Genomic DNA, 17,897 nt, shown 5'->3' with positions numbered 1-17,897 from the left:
GTAAAATAAAAAAATTTTAAAAAAAAATAAAATGAGTTATTGAAAATTAATGCTATTTAATAAAGGAATAGGCCTCAGATAGAATTACTGAAGCGTTTTCCACTACAATACCATTATTTTTAAAAATGGATTTATAATCCACATTGTGCCTTATGCTAATGAATTCATAATCTTTGGATCTTGATTCCACAATCAAACGTTTTCCATCTAGTTTATAGACATGATTATCAACTTTTGAGCATTTTTCATTATGATTATCAATTCCTCTTTTTTCAAAGAGTTCCTCATTAGAAATCTTGACTATTCTTCCTTCTTGAATAAGGTCATTGAGGATATTTAAGACCAATTCAAAATCCAATTCCAAATCAATGGCTATCTCATCTAAAAAGCAATCATTATATTTTATAAAATAGCTTAAAACTTCTTTTTTTGCATCAAAATAATTTATTTCTCTGAAATTGGCAATCTTATAAGTCTTCAACTGTTCCCTTATCGCTTCCCTTAAGAAATCTGAAATGCTTAAGTAGTCGCCATTTTCTATTAGATTTATCAATTGATTATGTATATTTATTGGAACCTTTGTAGCTATTGTTTTTCCAATTTCTTTATTGTTTTTACTTATTTCGCTCATATTACCCCTTTAATAATTTATTTAATTGAATATGTTATTAAATAGGTCTTGATTCAATATAAAATGATTTGAAATGCGAAAAAAATAAAAATATCAATTGCACAATTGCACAAAATCACAATCGTGTAAAATCATAAAAATAGTTAAAAGTATAAAAATAGTTAAAATGATAAAAAATGTTAAAAAAAGAAATTAAAAAAAGTAAGAAATAAAAATATTATTTCTTATTATCAAAAGATGCCTTTACAAATGAAGCAAACAATGGGTGAGCATTATTTGGTCTTGATTTAAATTCTGGATGGAATTGACATCCAATAAACCAAGGATGGTCTGGCAATTCCACGATTTCAACCAAGAAGTCATCTGGAGTTGTTCCTGCAATGACAAGACCGTTTTCAGTTAAGACATCCCTGTATTCATTATTGTATTCATATCTGTGTCTATGTCTTTCTTGAATGAAGTCCTCTCCGTATGCCTCTTTTGTTTTGGTGCCATCAATCAATTTACAGTCATAAGCACCTAAACGCATTGTTCCGCCCATGTTCTTGATTTTCTTTTGCTCTTCCATCATATCAATAACTGGATATTCAAGGCCATCTTTGAATTCACTGCTGTTTGCACCATCCATTCCTATTCTTCTTGCAAATTGGATTACCATACATTGCATACCTAAACATATGCCGAAAATAGGAACTTCATTTTCAATTGCATAATCAACTGCCTGTAGCTTACCTTCCACTCCCCTATCACCGAATCCTCCAGGGATAAGGATACCATCAAGCTTGGAAAGCTCATCTTGGAAAGTTTTCAATTCATCTTCATTATCCACATCCACATCAGAACTAAGGTAAACGATATTCATTTTAGTTCCGTTTTTAGCTGCTGCGTGGTGCAATGATTCTCTTATGCTTATATAAGCATCTTCCAATTCCACATATTTTCCTACAATACCAATAGTTACTACTGGATCTTGAATCTTGAGTGAATCCACAATTTCTGCCCATTCATGTAGAGTATTCTTGTCATTTTCAAAATCAATTCCTAAATTAATCCTGTCTGAAATGAATTGGCCAGCGTTTTCCCTGTCCAATACCAATGGGACTTCGTAGATTGATTGAGCATCAGGAGTGTTTACAACAGCATCAAAGTCTACGTCACAGAAGTGAGCGATCTTTCTCTTAATATCATCGTCAATATGCTCTTGGCTTCTTAAAACAATCATATCAGGGTTGATACCCATACTTCTGAGTTCTTTTGAAGAGTGTTGAGTTGGTTTTGTCTTGAATTCACCAGCAGCATTCAAGTAAGGAACAAAGGTTACGTGTACAAACATCACATTTTGAGAGCCTTCCTCATTTCTCAATTGCCTTAATGCCTCGAGGAATGGCTGACTTTCAATATCCCCTACAGTACCTCCCAATTCAACAAGGACAACGTCGTAATTGTCTTTAGCAGAGATTTCACGAACCATTTCCTTGATTTCATTGGTGATATGAGGGATAATCTGTACACAAGCTCCGAGGAAATCACCTTTTCTTTCCTTGGAAATAACTGACTGATAAACCTTACCGGTAGTGATGTTAGATATTCCTGGAAGCTCTACATCCAAGAACCTTTCATAGTGACCTAAGTCAAGATCAGTTTCCATACCATCATAAGTTACAAACACTTCCCCATGCTGATATGGGTTTAAGGTACCAGAATCCCAGTTTAAATATGGGTCAATCTTAATTGCTGCAACATTCAAGCCGTATGAACGTAATATACGACCAATGGATGCAGAAGTAATTCCTTTTCCTATGGAACTAACTACTCCACCAGTTATTATAATATATTTTGTCAGACAAATCCACTCCTAAAAAATTTAATATTGATTTTTATATGAATTTTTCATAAAATTATTATAAAAAAATCCATAATGAATACTCAATAAAATATTAGTTTAATTTATTATATAAAACTTATCTTATGAATCTAATATTTGAAAAATTTAAAGGAATTATGATTTTAGATAAGCATATAAAAAGAGCATTATTAAGGCTTAAAATTTAAAATAAAGACAAAATAAGATTTTTAAAAATAGTTAAAAAAATATATTAAAAAAAAGAAAAGAAAAAAGGTTAAAAAAAGTGAAATCATAAAATGTTGTTGAAGAATTTTCCCCATTTGATTCCACGTTTATGTGCTTGAATCTTCATTTCATAAGAATCATCAAGTGGAGAATACTCTTTTTCCAAGATTTTCTCTTTAGCTTCAAAGTCATATGCAGTATCTTTTAATTTGTCAATGACCTCCATTTCAGCAGTTACTTTTTGTAATTCTGCAGTTAAATCATTGCCAGATTTTTTCATTTCATCTTCTAATTCAGATTTTTTGATGATTAACTGTTCAAGCCTATCTTCAAGAAGCTGATCATTGCGAACTCCATATTGATCACGTAAATAGAAAATCAAGTCTATAGCTTCACCAATGCTTAATCCATTTTCTTGCATGATTTGATATCTTTTAAATTGTTCATCATTTAATTCTGCAGTAATTTCATTTGCCATGTTAAAACCTCGTTAATAATCACAAAAAATTTTTAATTTATTAATTATTTATAATGTTTATACTTTATTGTATTTAACTATGTTTAATAATTTTCATTATTTCATTGTTTTTGATGACTTTCCAAAAATGAAGATGCAGCCAAAACATTCTCCTTGAATTGTGGATTTATCTCAGTCAAGAATCCCATGAATGACTCTGCAATGTCTTCATTTTCATAGTCTATCTCATATTCCTTTTCAATGCCTAAGAAGTCATTAATCCACTCTTGGGGAACGTTTATAAATGGAAATATGATGTCCTTATCCTTTAAGTCCAAATCATAAATATTAGATAAGTCTAATTTCCTATCCCATTCAATTCCCTTTCCATCAAAGATATCATTAAGGATATGATTTACTTCCTGATTCAGGTTCAGTGGGGAAATGACTGAATCAAAGTCATCTGCACAGGTATTTTCATCATATTCAATAAATCTTATGCCATATTTTCTTGAATAAGGCTCGATCACTATGTATAAAAACTTGTTGTAATCATTATCCATTCTTGGAATGAGAATCCTTTCCTTTGGGCTTAAGGACTCTGCCAATGTCTTTGAAGACCTTGAACAGATCTTTTGAAAAAGAGATGACCTTACAACCTCCATATCGGGATAATGCTTGTTGAAGGTTTCTCTTCTTTTTTTGGAAAACTTTGAAAAGCGGAGATTTTCTATATAAAGCTTAATGTCTCCTTCATCATCAAAGAAGCTAACAAAACGGGTGTCAACACCTATTTGCTTTAAGAACTTCATAACATCCTTCTTTGAATCGGACAGTTCCTTCTCTTCATCTTTCAAAACAAAATTTGATAGAAAATCATCCATAATATCACTGAAAAATTAAAATTAAAGTTAAAATAAAAATTAAAATCAAATACCTAAAGCATCCAATAATGCCTTTTCCATAACATCCACTGGCGCTTCACGACCTAACCAGATTTCAAAGCTTCTGATTCCTTGATACAATAGCATCTTATATCCATAAACAACTTCAGCATTGGCTTTTAATGCCTCCTTTATCAAGGATGTTTCCATAGGAGTGTAAACGATATCATTTACAACAAGCTCCTCATGAAGCATATCTGCACTTGCAATTGCCTTATCATCCACATTCGGATACATTCCAATAGGTGTTGTGTCTATAAATATGTCTGAACTGTCCAATTCCCTTTTCAGATTCTCAATTTCACAGCTATTTATAGTTATATCAATACCTGCTTCACTTAAATTGGATTCCAGATCATTTGCAAGTGATACAGCTTTTTCGAAATTACGATTCAATATTGACAGCTCATCTATTCCACTGCTTGCTATCTGAAATGCAACTGCTCTTGCTGCTCCACCTGCACCTGTGATGGTAACTTTTTTGTTATTTATTGAAGTTTTTTCCTTAATTGCACGGACACATCCATATCCATCAGTGTTAAATCCTTTTGTTGTAACACTTGTTTCATTATTTTGATTGGATGACTCATTATTTTCATCAAAATTAAATTGAATGGTGTTTACTGCACCAATCATTGAAGCTACTGAATCGATATCATCAAGGTGTTTCATGACATTGGTTTTATGGGGTATTGTTACATTCAAACCTTCTATTCCCATAGCCTTTGCACCTTGAATGCATTCACCTAATCTGTCTTCCTTAACATGGAAGGGAAGATAAATGTAATTAAGACCTAATTCACTAAGTCCTGCATTATGCATAGCTGGAGAGAAAGTGTGTTCAATAGGGTCTCCAATAACTCCCAATATTTTTGTTTTTCCATCTATCACAATATCACCTATATTTAAAATCCAATTATCATCATCAAATTCAATGATTCCTTTAAAAATCCAACTGTTCTGCTATGCAAAGTCTGCACACAGAATTTGGAGTATTCATATTAGCCTCTTTAACTGGGCAATAATAGACTCCATTTTCCATAATGACCTCTAAAGAGCCAGGGAAAGGAGTTCCAATAGGATGAATAGGCTCATCAAGCACAAATGTAGTGTAAAGGGATACCACCAAATTAATTAGTGGGCTTTTGTTTTTTCTATCTGTAGAAATAGATTTGTAAATATCCTTTAAATTGTTTAGTTTTTCTACAAAGTCATCCCTATTGAAATAATCATTATAAACTGTATCATTACTTCTTATTTCCTTTACTCTATTTAGGAAAAAGTCTATATAGATCTTTTTGCTTTTTTCCTGATAGGATTCCTGAACATATTTGTTGTTTTCAATTATATCCGCAGATATTATCATCAAATCAAAAACAGACACATCAACAAGCTCTTCCTTTAAGACAATCATAAGATCGTCCTTTGATATTTTATCATCTTCACATATCAATGCATCAAACTTTTCAAACATCTTATCACAAAGTATATATGACTATAAACCTCTTATTTTTAAAAAATCATAAAGTGTAAAATTATAGGACTATATAATGCTTATTTTTAAAGAATAATCCTTAACTGCTTGCATTCAATTTAGGATCATAATCTATCTCACGTGAAATGCAGATATTGCAAACAGCTCCTTCCGTATTCTTTTGAGTTGCCTTAACAGGACAATAATAAAACTTACCTAACTTTTTTATCTTCAAATTGCCTGGGAAAGGAGTATCCAGTGAATGAATAGGCTCATTCAATATGAAAGTTGCATATAAGGAAACCAAACAGTAAATAAGCTGTACCTTATCCTTATCAAAATCCACACCATCATAAACATTATGCAAATCCTCTAATGACTTTTCAAACTGTTTTTTATCAATCCTATCCTTTTTGCCCCTGCTGTCATAATCGGTATTGTCCTTTTTAATATTGTTTATATGGCCAATGAATTGCTTGACATAAGCTTGACGGAAGTCATCTTGATATTTATCCTGTACAAACTCCACATCCTGAAGTATATACTTATTGGCATCCATCAAATCAAAAACAGATATCTTTTGAGCTTTTTCCTTTAAAATAGCCAACAGCTCATTCTTTGAAATCTTTTTATCCTCTAACAGTTCATGCAATTCTTCAAACATAATTCACACTTAATTTTTTTATAATAATTTATAGTATTTTATCATTTAAAATTTTATGTATTATTCATTATAATTTATTAAAAATTCATGTAATTTTTCTTATTCAATAATTTAGAACTTAATTAAATTTAAAAAAAGAAAAATAAATCTAAAAAAATTAAAAAAGATAGGCAAATCTAAGAAAAAATTTAAAAAAAGAAAAAGTAGTAGATGTTATTAAACATCTACCTAATGGTTATTTTTGCCTTTTTGCTTAATTTGTTGTAGTATTTGTTTCCTGCAAATTTGATGACTGCATTATATTTGCCTTTTTTGGTTAATTTAGTGATTTTAAAGGTTGCTTTTCCTTTGCTGTTGGTTGTTGCCTTGTAGGTTTTTTTGCCAACTTTCAAGGTGAGCTTGGTCTTTTTCATCACTTTCTTAACATTGTTTTTAAGGGTAACAGTGTACTTTTTGGTTTTCACATTAACCTTAAAGGTCTTTGCTTTTGCAGTCATTTTAGGAGTTGCCTTTTTGACCACAACTTTTACGGATTTTGAAGCAGCCACATAGTAAGCATTTCCAGCATAAGCGATTTTTACTGTGTAGGTTTTTGGCACTAATTTAGCTACATTTATTTTTATTTGACCGTTTTTATCGGTTGTGTATGTTTTTGCAGTACCTAAGTTTACGGTTACCTTTATACCGCTTAACACTCTGTTTTTACCATCTTTTAAAGTGATGACCAAATATTTGTTGTTGTTATAAATAGCAGTAACTGAACTTGCTATTAATTTAGCAGGGTTTTTAGCAACTGTAATTGTTGCACTTGCAGGTGCTACATTAATGTTTGTAATGCTTAATATAGCATTGTATGTTCCTACAGGCAAATTAACAACCCAACCTTCTCCAGTCAATACAGAGTAATTGCCAACAAATGTACCATTTTTATAAATGCTGATTACAGCATTTAAACCATTAAATAATTGATTGCCATCTGCAAATTTGAATGTGAACTTTTCACCATAATTATATACAGTGCTAAAGTCAGAAGCACTTAATACCGGAGTAAAGGACTTACAATTATCATCTTTCATAGTTTCACTAGAATCATTAGTGCCTTCAACTGAAGCAGAATTCAAAGCAAAAGTACAATTTTCAGCAGCACCATTGAACATTGCTCCACCTTCATTACCTGCGGTGTTGCCTATGAAAGCACAGTTGGTTGCATCAGAATAATACATTGCTCCACCAAGAGTTTTTGCATTGTTGCTGATGAAGTTGCAATTGCTTGCACTACCATATTCTATTGCTCCACCAACACCTGTGGTTGCTTTGTTTTCTGTGAAGTTACATTTGATTGCAGTACCATAAAATATTGCTCCTCCATCAGAAGCGGTATTTCCTATGAAGTTACAGTTTTTAGCAAAATTACTTGCATCATCAACCCCACGGAAAGCACCTCCAGAAGAGCTTGCTCTGTTTACTATGAAGTTACAATCGGTTGCATTACTTTTATAAATAGCTCCACCTTCATTAGTTGCAGAGTTGTCTATGAAATTACAATTGATAGCAGAGGAATTAACCATTGCTCCACCATTATCTGCATTATTATTAATGAAAGTACATTTCTCAGCATTACCCTCTAAAATAGCACCACCCTCAGTAGCAGAATTACCAGTGAAAATACAATTAGTTACATTACCTCCATAAAGAGCACCAGCTTTTTCTGAAGTATTATTAATAAAATTACAATATATAGCATTACCACAATCAATAGCACCACTATACTCTCCTGCAGAATTATCAGTAAAATTACAATTTTTAGCAGTGCACTCAGCATAATCATCAACACAAATAGCACCACCCCATTCGCCAGCAAAATTACCAGTAAAAGTACAATTTATAACAGTACCCTCACTTTCATAATAATAAAGGGCACCACCACGATCTGCAGAATTACCAGTAAAAGTACAATTTATAACATTACACTCACCATCAATACCTGTAGCAATAGCACCACCATCATATTCTGCAGAATTATCAGTAAAAGTACAATTTATAACTGTAACATTACCAAATGAACAAATAGCACCACCATAGTTGCCAGTATTTACACAATCAGAAGCATTAGCATCTACGAAATTAATGTTTTTGAATGTTACTATACAACCTGATTCAACAAAGAAAATACGTGCTTGATTATTTCCATTAATTGAATGGCCATTTCCATTAATAGTTAAATCACGATCAATGTAAATACCCTCTTTGAAATCAGTTTCATCAAATTGGTAATAATCTATAGATAAATTAACCTCATCACCACTATCCCCAATAGTCTTATTTAACATGGAAAAAGGTCTAGGAATTGGAGGAAGAGGAGGTGTATCCCCATCAGTTAAAATGTTCTCATCGCTTTCAATATCTCCAAGATCAGCATCATCGATGCTTTCCTCTAATATAGGTTCATCAATTGTATCAGCAATCACATCACTTGCTGCATCATCTGCCGCACTTACTGCAGATAGACACAGTAAGCTAACAAGGAATATCATTGCTATAAATAAAAACTTCCCACTCTTCATAAAAATCCTCCTAAATAAAATTTAGAGTTAATACTATGTTTATATAAATGATTATATAATTTTATCTAAAAAAATGGATATTATTTAGTATTCAATTAAATATCTGAATATTTTTCAAATCTTAACTGAATTAACTCCAATGGATTTAAGAAAATATTAAAATATCATTATAATATCAACAACTATTATATAAAATAAATATTAAATATAATATTGTTAAATGATTAACTATTAATAAAAATATACATTTATTATTGACACATTAATCTGATAAAAATTATTTAAAAACATTGGAGAGTCTATAATTGAATTTGAAAGACCAAGAGGAACAAGGGATTTCCTCTTCGAAGAAATGAGAGAAAGGAAACAGGCGGAAGACATCTTAAGAAATGTATTTGAAAACTATGGTTTTGGTGAAGTGCAGACACCTTTATTTGAAGACTTGAAATTATTCACTACAAAATCAGGAGAGGAAATTGTAGATCAATTATACAACTTCAAGGATAAGGGAGACAGAGACCTTGCACTCAGACCAGAGATAACTGCCCCTATTGCAAGATTATACTTAAATGAATTACAGAAAACCTCAAAGCCAATCAAGATTTACTACTATGGAAGCTGTTTCAGATATGAAAGACCACAAAAAGGCAGATTCAGACAATTTTGGCAATTCGGATGTGAATTGATTGGTGCAAAGACTCCAGAAGGTGAAGCTGAAGTAATAGCTATGTGTAACAATGCTATTGAAGAGCTTGGAATCACTACTGCAGAATTCAATGTAAACCACTTAGGAATCATTAGAGGATTATTCGCTCACTTTGATATTGATACTGCTACACAAAGAGAAATCATGGTTGTCATCGATAAGGGAGATAAGGATCTCCTAAAAGAATCATTGATTGGAGAAAACCCTATCATCAAAGACAAGCCAGAATTAAACAAAGTATTGTTCAAGCTTATGGATATGGTTGGTGACTCATCAATTATCACAGATATTGAAGAGCTCGTATCACCTTACGAAGAAACCAAGGAAGCTCTTGAAGAGTTCAAGGAACTTGTAAAGACCCTTGAAAGTTTCCAAGTCTTCAATTACAAACTTAATCTTGGAGTTGCAAGAGGACTTGACTACTATACTGGAATAGTGTTTGAGGTATATGTGGAAGGACTTGGTGCACAAAAGCAAGTGTGCGGTGGAGGAACTTACAATCTCGTTAAATTATTTGGAGGAGAAGACGTTGTCTCTACAGGATTTGCATTAGGATTTGACAGATTAATGAATGCAATCGAAGAGCTTAATGGAAAGCCAGAACTTGAACCTATAGTAAGCACTTATGTTGCAGCTATTTCAGACTCTACAAGACAGGATGCATTCAGCATAGCACAGGATTTAAGAAAGGCAGACATTCCAACTGAAGTTGACTTGTCCAGAAAGAAATTCAAGAAGATCTTGGCTTATGCAAACAAGACTGACGTTAAATACACTGTTTTAGTTGGAGAACGTGACTTGGAAGAAGGAAAAGTTACCGTTAAGGACATGCTCTCTGGAGAACAGGAATTAGTTGATATTGATAATGTAGTAGATTACATTAAAGATAAATTATACAATTAAGAAAAATATGCAATTTTAATTATTAATTTTTATTTTATAATAAAGGTGTGACAATGGAATTGAATTTCAGACTTAACATGGGTGGAGAAGATTTAGTAATCGGTATTGCACAAGATTGGCAAACAAACGAAGTCTTGATGGTGGCTTTCATGAATAAGGAAGCTGTAGAGCAAACCTTAAAGACCAAAAAGGCACACTACTACTCCACTTCAAGACAAAAGCAATGGCTAAAGGGAGAAAGCTCTGGAAATGTTCAAACCGTTAAGGAAATGTACATTGACTGTGATGCAGATGCAATCATAATGAAGGTTGAGCAAATCGGTGCAGCATGCCACGAAGGATACAGATCTTGCTTCTTTAGGCAATTGGACATAGATAAGGAGAATATTGACATTGACAATCTTACAGATGATGATATTAAAATAATCTCAGAAAGATTGTTTGATCCAAAGGAAATGTATGGATAATATTTAAAATTATTAAAATAATTGATAAACCTCAAAGGAGGTGAAAATATGGATTTTAATGAATATGAATACAATAGCGATTATAATGATGAAGATGACTTGAATGATGAAATAAAGAGAATCGTACCGGATACAAGTGCAATCATAGAAGGAAATGTGGAAAAGATAATAAATGAAAAAGGATTGAACTATCCTGAAATCATCATACCAGAAGCAGTAATCGCTGAACTTGAACATCAAGCTAACAATCAAAGACCTACAGGAATCAGAGGTCTTGAAAATATTAAGAAACTTCAGGATTTAGCTGAAATCGGCAAAATGTCCATAAGAATAACTGGCCGAAGACCTACTAAATTTGAAAAGGACAATGCAAAACTTGGAGAAATAGATGGATTAATCAGAGATGTTGCAAAGGATGAACTTGCACTACTCTTAACAAGCGATAAGATTCAGGCTAAAACTGCAGAAGCTCAAGGAATACCTACCATTTACTATGCACAGGAATACAAGGGAGCAATAGATTTAAAGATAGCTAAATTCTTTGATGAAGACACAATGAGTGTTCATTTAAAGGAAAATGTTGTACCAATGGCTAAAAAGGGAAAGCCAGGACATATTGAACTTGTAAAGCTTGCAGATGAGAAATTCACTTACAAGCAATTGGAGCTTATTGCAGAGGAAATCCTTGAAAAGGAAAGGTATGATCCTAAAACATACTTGGAAGTTGATAGGCAAGGGGCTATTGTAGTGCAATCAAGAGACCTTAGGATATCAATAGCTAGACCTCCTTTCTCTGAAGGATTGGAGATTACTGCAGTAAGGCCAGTAGCTGAAGTTTCACTTGACGATTATCATTTATCAAGTCAATTGATTGAAAGATTGACCAACAGTGCAAGAGGAATATTGATATCCGGTTCACCTGGAGCGGGTAAAAGTACATTTGCACAGGCAATAGCTAAATTCTATGATGAAGACTTGAACAAGGTAGTTAAAACCATGGAATCTCCAAGAGACTTGCAGGTTGGAGATACAATAACCCAATATGCCCCTCTTGAAGGGGATATGGAAAACACTGCAGACATATTGCTATTGGTCAGACCTGACTTTACAATCTATGATGAGCTTAGAAAGAACCATGACTTCAAGATATTTGCAGACATGAGACTTGCAGGTGTAGGAATGATTGGAGTTGTTCACGCTACAAGGCCTATCGATGCTATTCAAAGGATTGCAAGCAGAGTTGACTTAGGTACCATTCCATCAATCGTAGACACTACAATCTATATTGAAGATGGAGAGATAAGCGCAATATATGAAAACAAGCTTACTGTAAAAGTTCCAACAGGCATGGAAGAAAGAGACCTTGCAAGACCTGTAATTGAAGTGAGAGACTTTGAAAGCGGAACTTTAGTTAACGAAATCTACACTTACGGTGAACAGACTATCGTAATGGACATTGGAATGGTTGAAAAGTCCAAAAAGGCAACTAAGAAGGATAAAACACCTGTACAATTGATTGCTGAAAAGGAAATCCTAAGGACCATGAAAAGAATAGCTCCTAAGGCCGCTATTGAAGTGAGCATGGAAAACGACAGAAGGGTCAACATTTACATGAGTGAGAAATACATTCCTAAAATCATTGGAAAAGGCGGAAAGAGAATCACCGAACTTGAAAATGAGATTGGAATTAGCATGAATGTTGAACCTCTTGAAAAGGCACCTGACAGCTTTGCTGAAAGACTTTCAAAAAGGTCTAAAAAATCTAAAAAGGATAAGAAAGACAAGCATAAGAAGTCTAAAAAGTCCCAATTGAAAGAGTATAATGATAATATTGATGATTACATTATCGATGAAGGAAAGAAGGATTACAGCAAGGACAATTACTTTGACTTAAGTGAAGATTCAGATGACTACGATGACGATTATGATGAAGGAGAAACATCTGAATTTTATTATGAAGTCTTTGAACTCTATCCTGAAATAAGAAAAGACCATCTCGTATTGCCTATTGGCAAAAAATACATTGGCTGTGCTTTTGACATTCTTTTGGAAGATAAATATTTATTCACAGCAACAGTAGGAAAAAGAGGTTATGTAAAGCTTCATAAGAATCTTGACCTGACTGAAGAGATAATGGAAGGATTAGATCAAGGATTAAGAGTTGTTGCAAGAGTTAGAGATTAAAAGGATGATAACTGTTGCAAAATTAAATATTATTTAAATATTAGAGGTAAAATGATGAAATTAGGAGCTTCAGTATTCCCAAGAAAGATGATTCCTATAGAAAAATCATTGGAATACTTCGAATCAAACAGGTATATTGACTATATGGAACTCTTTCATGACTATCCTAACAGGGATATGAATGAAGAAAAGGACTTAATAGATAAGATGAACTCCTATGACTTGAAATATACTGTTCATGCTCCATTCATTGAAGTGAATCCTGCCTCTGTCAATCCGGCTCTTTCAAAAGCGGCAATTGAGGAGATAAAAAGATCAATAGACCTTGCAAATACACTTGACAGTGATATAGTTGTAATTCATCCAGGAAGAAGCATATTCAATAATGACAAGGAATACATGAAAGAAGTTTATGCCATAGCAGAAAAGAACCTTAAGACCATTGGTGAATATGCTAAGGACAATGGAGTGCATACCTGCATTGAGAACCTTCCAAGACTAAGGGGATTCATGTATCAGGACATCAATCAGCTCCATGACTCTCTGGAAAGAACTGATTTGCCTATGACATTGGATATAGGCCATGCTTATACAGCAGGATTTACTGTAGATGATGTATATTTTGATAACATCAAGCACATCCATATCCATGACAATGACGGTGTTCATGACTCCCATCTTCCTTTAGGAGATGGAATAATCGACTTTAAGAAGTTCTTTGAAATATTCTCAAAAAACAACTATGATGGAATCTATAACTTTGAATTGAGTTCAAAAGATTACATTGAAAAGAGCATCGAATATCTGAAAAGCTTAAAATTAATATAATATTTATAAATGATTAAAAATTGAGGTAAAAAAATGAAAATAGGGGCTTCAATGTTAGCAACAGAAGACAGAACAATAGAAGAAGCTTTAGAATACTTTGATAGCAATAAATATATTGATTATGTTGAAATAGTGCATGATTATCCTTATAGAGATATTAATGACAATAGTGAATTAATAGACCTTATTAACTCATATGACTTGAAATACACTGTTCACGCTCCATTCATTGACATCAATATCGCTTCCTTGAATCCAGCTGTTGCAGAATTTTCCGTTAACGAAATAGAGAGGTCTATCGATCTTGCAAACCTGATTGACAGCAATCTTGTAGTTGTTCATCCTGGAATTCTTGGATTCCATGGAAGAGGTAGGGAAGAGATTGTATATCAAATATCTGAGGAACACCTTAAAGTAGTTGGGGATTATGCAAAAGACAGTGGAGTTGATGCATGCATTGAAAATCTCCCCAACATCACTGACTTCATGTTCATGGATGTGAATCAACTGAATGATACATTAGTTAAACTTGACCTTCCTATGACTATGGATATAGGTCATGCCCATACAAATGGATTCACTCCAGATGAAATTTACTTCGACTCAATTAAACACATACATGTGCATGATAATCCTGGTGATGATGACACACACCTTGCATTAGGTGATGGGACTTTTGATGTAAATGGGTTCTTTGATGTTTTTACTAAGAAAAAGTATGATGGCATCTACATGTTAGAGTTAATGTCTGTAGATTTCATTGAAAAAAGTTTAGAATATATGAAAAATTTAGGATTAATTAAATAAAACTTAAAAAAAAATTAATTATGCAAATTAGCATATATAAAAAATAAGAAATTTAATTATAATCATAATAATTACAAAAATTCAAAAATTACACAAAAACAAAAAGGTTAGAATATGTGGAATGAAGAAATTGAATGCATGTCAAGAGAAGACATTTTTGAACTTCAGTTGAAGAAGTTGCAAGCTACTGTAAAAAGGGCATTTGACAAGATCCCATTTTACACAGAAAAGTATACCAATGCAAATGTTTTCCCTGAAGACATAGAAACCTTAAAGGATATTGAAAAGTTGCCATTCCTTACTAAAGATGATTTAAGAGCATGTTATCCATTTGGAATGTTTGCAGTTGATAAAAAGGAAATCATAGAGGTACACTCCTCATCCGGAACTACTGGAAAGCCTGTCGTAAGCGGATACACCCAAGGAGACATTGATAATTGGGGAGAAATCGTTGCACGAGGGCTTACTATGATGGGTCTTGATGAAGACGATATCATACAGAACACTCATGGTTACGGATTGTTTACAGGTGGATTCGGTGTTCACTATGGTGCTCATAGATTAGGAGCTACAATCATCCCTATTTCAACTGGACAGACCAGAAGACAAGTTGAAATCATGGCAGACTTCGGAACTACCTGCCTTATTTTCACACCATCCTATGGTATCTACCTTGGAGAAGTTGCTAAAGAGGAAGGAATAGACTTTGAAAAGCTCGGTCTTAAGGCAATTGGTTTTGGAGCTGAAATGTGGACAGCTGAAATGAGAGACCGAATCGAGGAAACATTCAAGACCAAAGCTTACAACATCTATGGACTTACCGAATTGATGGGTCCTGGAATCGGTATGGAATGTTGTGCACAGAACGGTTTGCACATTGCAGAAGATTTCTTCTATCCTGAAATCATTGACCCAAACACAGGAAACACCTTGCCTGAAGGAACTCACGGTGAATTGGTATTGACTAACCTTGAAAGGGAAAGCATGCCTATAATCAGATTCAGAACAAAGGATCTCACTGCACTTCACTATGACACCTGTGAATGCGGTAGGACACTTGCAAGAATGGAAAGGATCACTGGAAGGTCTGATGACATGATTAAGGTTAAAGGAGTGGCTGTATTCCCATCACAAATCGAAAAGGCACTTCTTAAGGTCAGTGACATCGAGCCTCACTATCAAATCATCGTTACAAGACCGGATATAATGGATGAAATTGAAATTAAAGTAGAAGCTTCAGAAGCTCTTTTCTCAGACGACATCAAAGAGATGATGGGTGTAAAACGTAAAATTGGTGAATACATTCAAAATGAGATTGGAATTGCAGTAAATGTTAGTTTAGTAGCACCTAAGAGCATTCCAAGAAGCACAAAAGGTAAAATACAAAGAGTGATTGATAAACGTAATTTACATTAATTAGGGAGTTTTAAAATGTATAAAATAACACAATTATCCATATTTTTGGAAAACAAAAGAGGGAATCTTTATAACACATTAGATTTGCTTGCTGCAAATGACATAAACATAAGAGCTTTATCATTAGCAGACACAACTGAATTCGGTATTTTAAGATTGGTTGTTCAAGACCCTATAAAAGCTAAAAAAATACTTGAAGAACACTGGTACATTGTTAAAAACACTCCAATCGTTGGAGCTGAACTCGATGATACCCCTGGTGGATTGTCTTCTGTCTTAAAGATATTGAATGATGAAGAGATTGATCTTGAATATCTTTATGCATTCACTCATGAAAAGACTGAAAAAGCTATTCTATTATTGCAAGCAGAAGATTTGGACAATCTTATAAACATTTTAACTGCTTATAAGGTTCCTCTTGTACCAGCTGAAGAAGTTTATAATTTATGATTAAATTATAAACTTATTTTTCTTTTTTTAAAATCAAATTAACCAATCCATACGAAAAATCTTTTTTAAAATATTAATTGATTAAAAATAGTCTAAAAGTAAAAAAAATAGATAAAAATAGTTAAGATAAATAAAATACTCTTTTTAAAAAAAATAGATAAAAATAGTTAAGATAAATAAAATACTCTTTTTAAAAGAATAGATAAAAAGAAATTATAAAAAAATATAGAAGTTAAAAAATTATTCTTCTTTTAGACTTTCTCTGACTTCTTCTGTAAGCTTTCCAATCTGTTCTGCAGCTGATTGGAACTTTTTAGTCTCATAATCATTCATATGAATAGGAACAATCATAGCATTTCCTTTCTTGGATAAAACAGAAGGAACACCTAAGGAAACTCCCTTGACACCAGCAATTTCACCATCCAAATACAAGCTTACAGTCAATATCTTATGGGAATTTGTAATGAGTGTAATGATCAGGTTTGAAATAGCATAGGCAGGACCATACTCAGTAGCTCCCTTCTTGGAAATGATAGTGTTTCCCGCATTTCTAAGGGTCTGAATGATTTCCTTGATGTCCAATTCCACCTCTCGAATAAAGTATTTCAATGGAATACCACCAATGGTGGTTGAACTTAAAAGAGGAACCATATTGTCTCCATGCTCACCGATAACCCTTGTATGGATTTCACTGCTGTTGATGTTCAAACGTCTTGCAAAGTAATTTTTGAGTCTTAAGGAATCCAAGTGGTTTCCTACACCAATGACCTTATCCCTATCGAAACCAGAAGCGTCCAAAGCGATAGTGGTCATTACATCCACAGGATTTGTAGCAACCAAAATAATGGCATCTGGCGCATGAATGGATATCTGCTTAGCATAATTGGAAACTATTTTAGCATTTACAAAAGCCAAATCCCTTCTGCTCATGCCCTCATGCCTTGGAGCACCTGCAGAAATCAATACAATGTGAGAATCTGCAAGATCTTCATAATTGCATGATGGGGTGAGTAAACAATCAATATCCTCAGCAGCCAATGCATCATACATGTCATAGCTTTGGCCCTTTGCCTTGTCAATGCTTTCAGGTCTTGCAAACAATACAACTTCACTTATTGTATCTGCTCTAGCCAATTTGAAAGTAACGTTTTTACCTATTACACCGGTTGAACCCATTACACTTACCTTTACCATAATTTGCCTCCTTAAGGTCAATTTTGATTAAAATAATAAATCACTTAATATAGTTATATTATTTTATTTCTAATAGAAATAGTTTACTAAAAATAAAACAAAATTAATTTTAAAATAATATAAAAAAAGATAGTTTT

The 17,897-nt window shown here is 33.1% G+C and carries 16 protein-coding genes; 7 read left to right on the top strand and 9 right to left on the bottom strand.

Annotated elements, in window-relative coordinates; translation table 11 throughout:
• Positions 1-52 precede the first annotated feature (52 nt).
• The 8 genes from IJI80_RS07875 to IJI80_RS07840 all read right to left on the bottom strand — a co-directional run bounded on the left by IJI80_RS07875 (position 53) and on the right by IJI80_RS07840 (position 8,805).
• Positions 53-631, bottom strand: a complete 579-nt coding sequence (locus IJI80_RS07875; protein ID WP_292789157.1) for a ribbon-helix-helix domain-containing protein — start codon at positions 629-631, stop codon at positions 53-55.
• Positions 632-848: 217 nt separating this feature from the next.
• Positions 849-2,474, bottom strand: a complete 1,626-nt coding sequence (pyrG, locus tag IJI80_RS07870; protein ID WP_292789237.1) for a glutamine hydrolyzing CTP synthase — start codon at positions 2,472-2,474, stop codon at positions 849-851.
• 292 nt (positions 2,475-2,766) lie between these two features.
• Positions 2,767-3,180 carry a hypothetical protein gene (locus tag IJI80_RS07865; RefSeq protein ID WP_292789155.1) on the bottom strand — a complete coding sequence of 138 codons (414 nt, stop codon included), beginning with the start codon at positions 3,178-3,180 and terminating at the stop codon, positions 2,767-2,769.
• Positions 3,181-3,281: 101 nt separating this feature from the next.
• The gene (locus tag IJI80_RS07860) at positions 3,282-4,043 is read right to left on the bottom strand and encodes an ATPase (RefSeq protein ID WP_292789152.1); all 762 of its coding nucleotides are present in this window, start codon (positions 4,041-4,043) and stop codon (positions 3,282-3,284) included.
• A gap of 45 nt (positions 4,044-4,088) precedes the next feature.
• Positions 4,089-4,994 (bottom strand): shikimate dehydrogenase, encoded by a 906-nt coding sequence (gene aroE, locus IJI80_RS07855; RefSeq protein ID WP_292789150.1) that lies wholly within the window; start codon positions 4,992-4,994, stop codon positions 4,089-4,091.
• A 52-nt stretch (positions 4,995-5,046) separates the two neighbouring features.
• Complete coding sequence (locus IJI80_RS07850; RefSeq protein ID WP_292789147.1) at positions 5,047-5,577, bottom strand: DUF2115 family protein; 531 nt, start codon at positions 5,575-5,577, stop codon at positions 5,047-5,049.
• A gap of 100 nt (positions 5,578-5,677) precedes the next feature.
• Positions 5,678-6,241: a DUF2115 domain-containing protein gene (locus IJI80_RS07845; protein ID WP_292789144.1), complete on the bottom strand. Its 564-nt coding sequence runs from the start codon at positions 6,239-6,241 to the stop codon at positions 5,678-5,680.
• 224 nt (positions 6,242-6,465) lie between these two features.
• Positions 6,466-8,805 (bottom strand): hypothetical protein, encoded by a 2,340-nt coding sequence (locus IJI80_RS07840; protein ID WP_292789141.1) that lies wholly within the window; start codon positions 8,803-8,805, stop codon positions 6,466-6,468.
• Between the two features lie 304 nt (positions 8,806-9,109).
• Between IJI80_RS07840 and hisS the strand changes: the two genes are divergently transcribed.
• The 7 genes from hisS (at position 9,110) to IJI80_RS07805 (ending at position 16,566) form a co-directional block, all read left to right on the top strand.
• Positions 9,110-10,414, top strand: coding sequence for a histidine--tRNA ligase (gene hisS / locus IJI80_RS07835; RefSeq protein ID WP_292789235.1), 1,305 nt, complete (start codon positions 9,110-9,112; stop codon positions 10,412-10,414).
• 53 nt (positions 10,415-10,467) lie between these two features.
• Positions 10,468-10,881: a phosphoribosyl-AMP cyclohydrolase gene (hisI, locus tag IJI80_RS07830; protein ID WP_292789138.1), complete on the top strand. Its 414-nt coding sequence runs from the start codon at positions 10,468-10,470 to the stop codon at positions 10,879-10,881.
• A gap of 111 nt (positions 10,882-10,992) precedes the next feature.
• Positions 10,993-13,065 carry a PINc/VapC family ATPase gene (locus IJI80_RS07825; RefSeq protein ID WP_292789233.1) on the top strand — a complete coding sequence of 691 codons (2,073 nt, stop codon included), beginning with the start codon at positions 10,993-10,995 and terminating at the stop codon, positions 13,063-13,065.
• Positions 13,066-13,119: 54 nt separating this feature from the next.
• Positions 13,120-13,893, top strand: a complete 774-nt coding sequence (locus IJI80_RS07820) for a sugar phosphate isomerase/epimerase family protein (protein ID WP_292789135.1) — start codon at positions 13,120-13,122, stop codon at positions 13,891-13,893.
• A gap of 51 nt (positions 13,894-13,944) precedes the next feature.
• Positions 13,945-14,700, top strand: a complete 756-nt coding sequence (locus tag IJI80_RS07815) for a sugar phosphate isomerase/epimerase (protein ID WP_292789133.1) — start codon at positions 13,945-13,947, stop codon at positions 14,698-14,700.
• A 114-nt stretch (positions 14,701-14,814) separates the two neighbouring features.
• Positions 14,815-16,116 carry a phenylacetate--CoA ligase gene (locus IJI80_RS07810; RefSeq protein WP_292789130.1) on the top strand — a complete coding sequence of 434 codons (1,302 nt, stop codon included), beginning with the start codon at positions 14,815-14,817 and terminating at the stop codon, positions 16,114-16,116.
• Between the two features lie 15 nt (positions 16,117-16,131).
• The gene (locus IJI80_RS07805) at positions 16,132-16,566 is read left to right on the top strand and encodes an acetolactate synthase (RefSeq protein WP_292789127.1); all 435 of its coding nucleotides are present in this window, start codon (positions 16,132-16,134) and stop codon (positions 16,564-16,566) included.
• Positions 16,567-16,806: 240 nt separating this feature from the next.
• Here the strand turns inward: IJI80_RS07805 and IJI80_RS07800 are convergent, their stop codons facing one another.
• Complete coding sequence (locus IJI80_RS07800; RefSeq protein WP_292789125.1) at positions 16,807-17,760, bottom strand: malate dehydrogenase; 954 nt, start codon at positions 17,758-17,760, stop codon at positions 16,807-16,809.
• Positions 17,761-17,897 lie beyond the last annotated feature (137 nt).

This window comes from Methanobrevibacter sp., from assembly GCF_017432245.1.
Classification (GTDB): Archaea; Methanobacteriota; Methanobacteria; order Methanobacteriales; family Methanobacteriaceae; genus Methanobrevibacter.
This window is presented reverse-complemented; position numbering and strand designations above follow the sequence as displayed.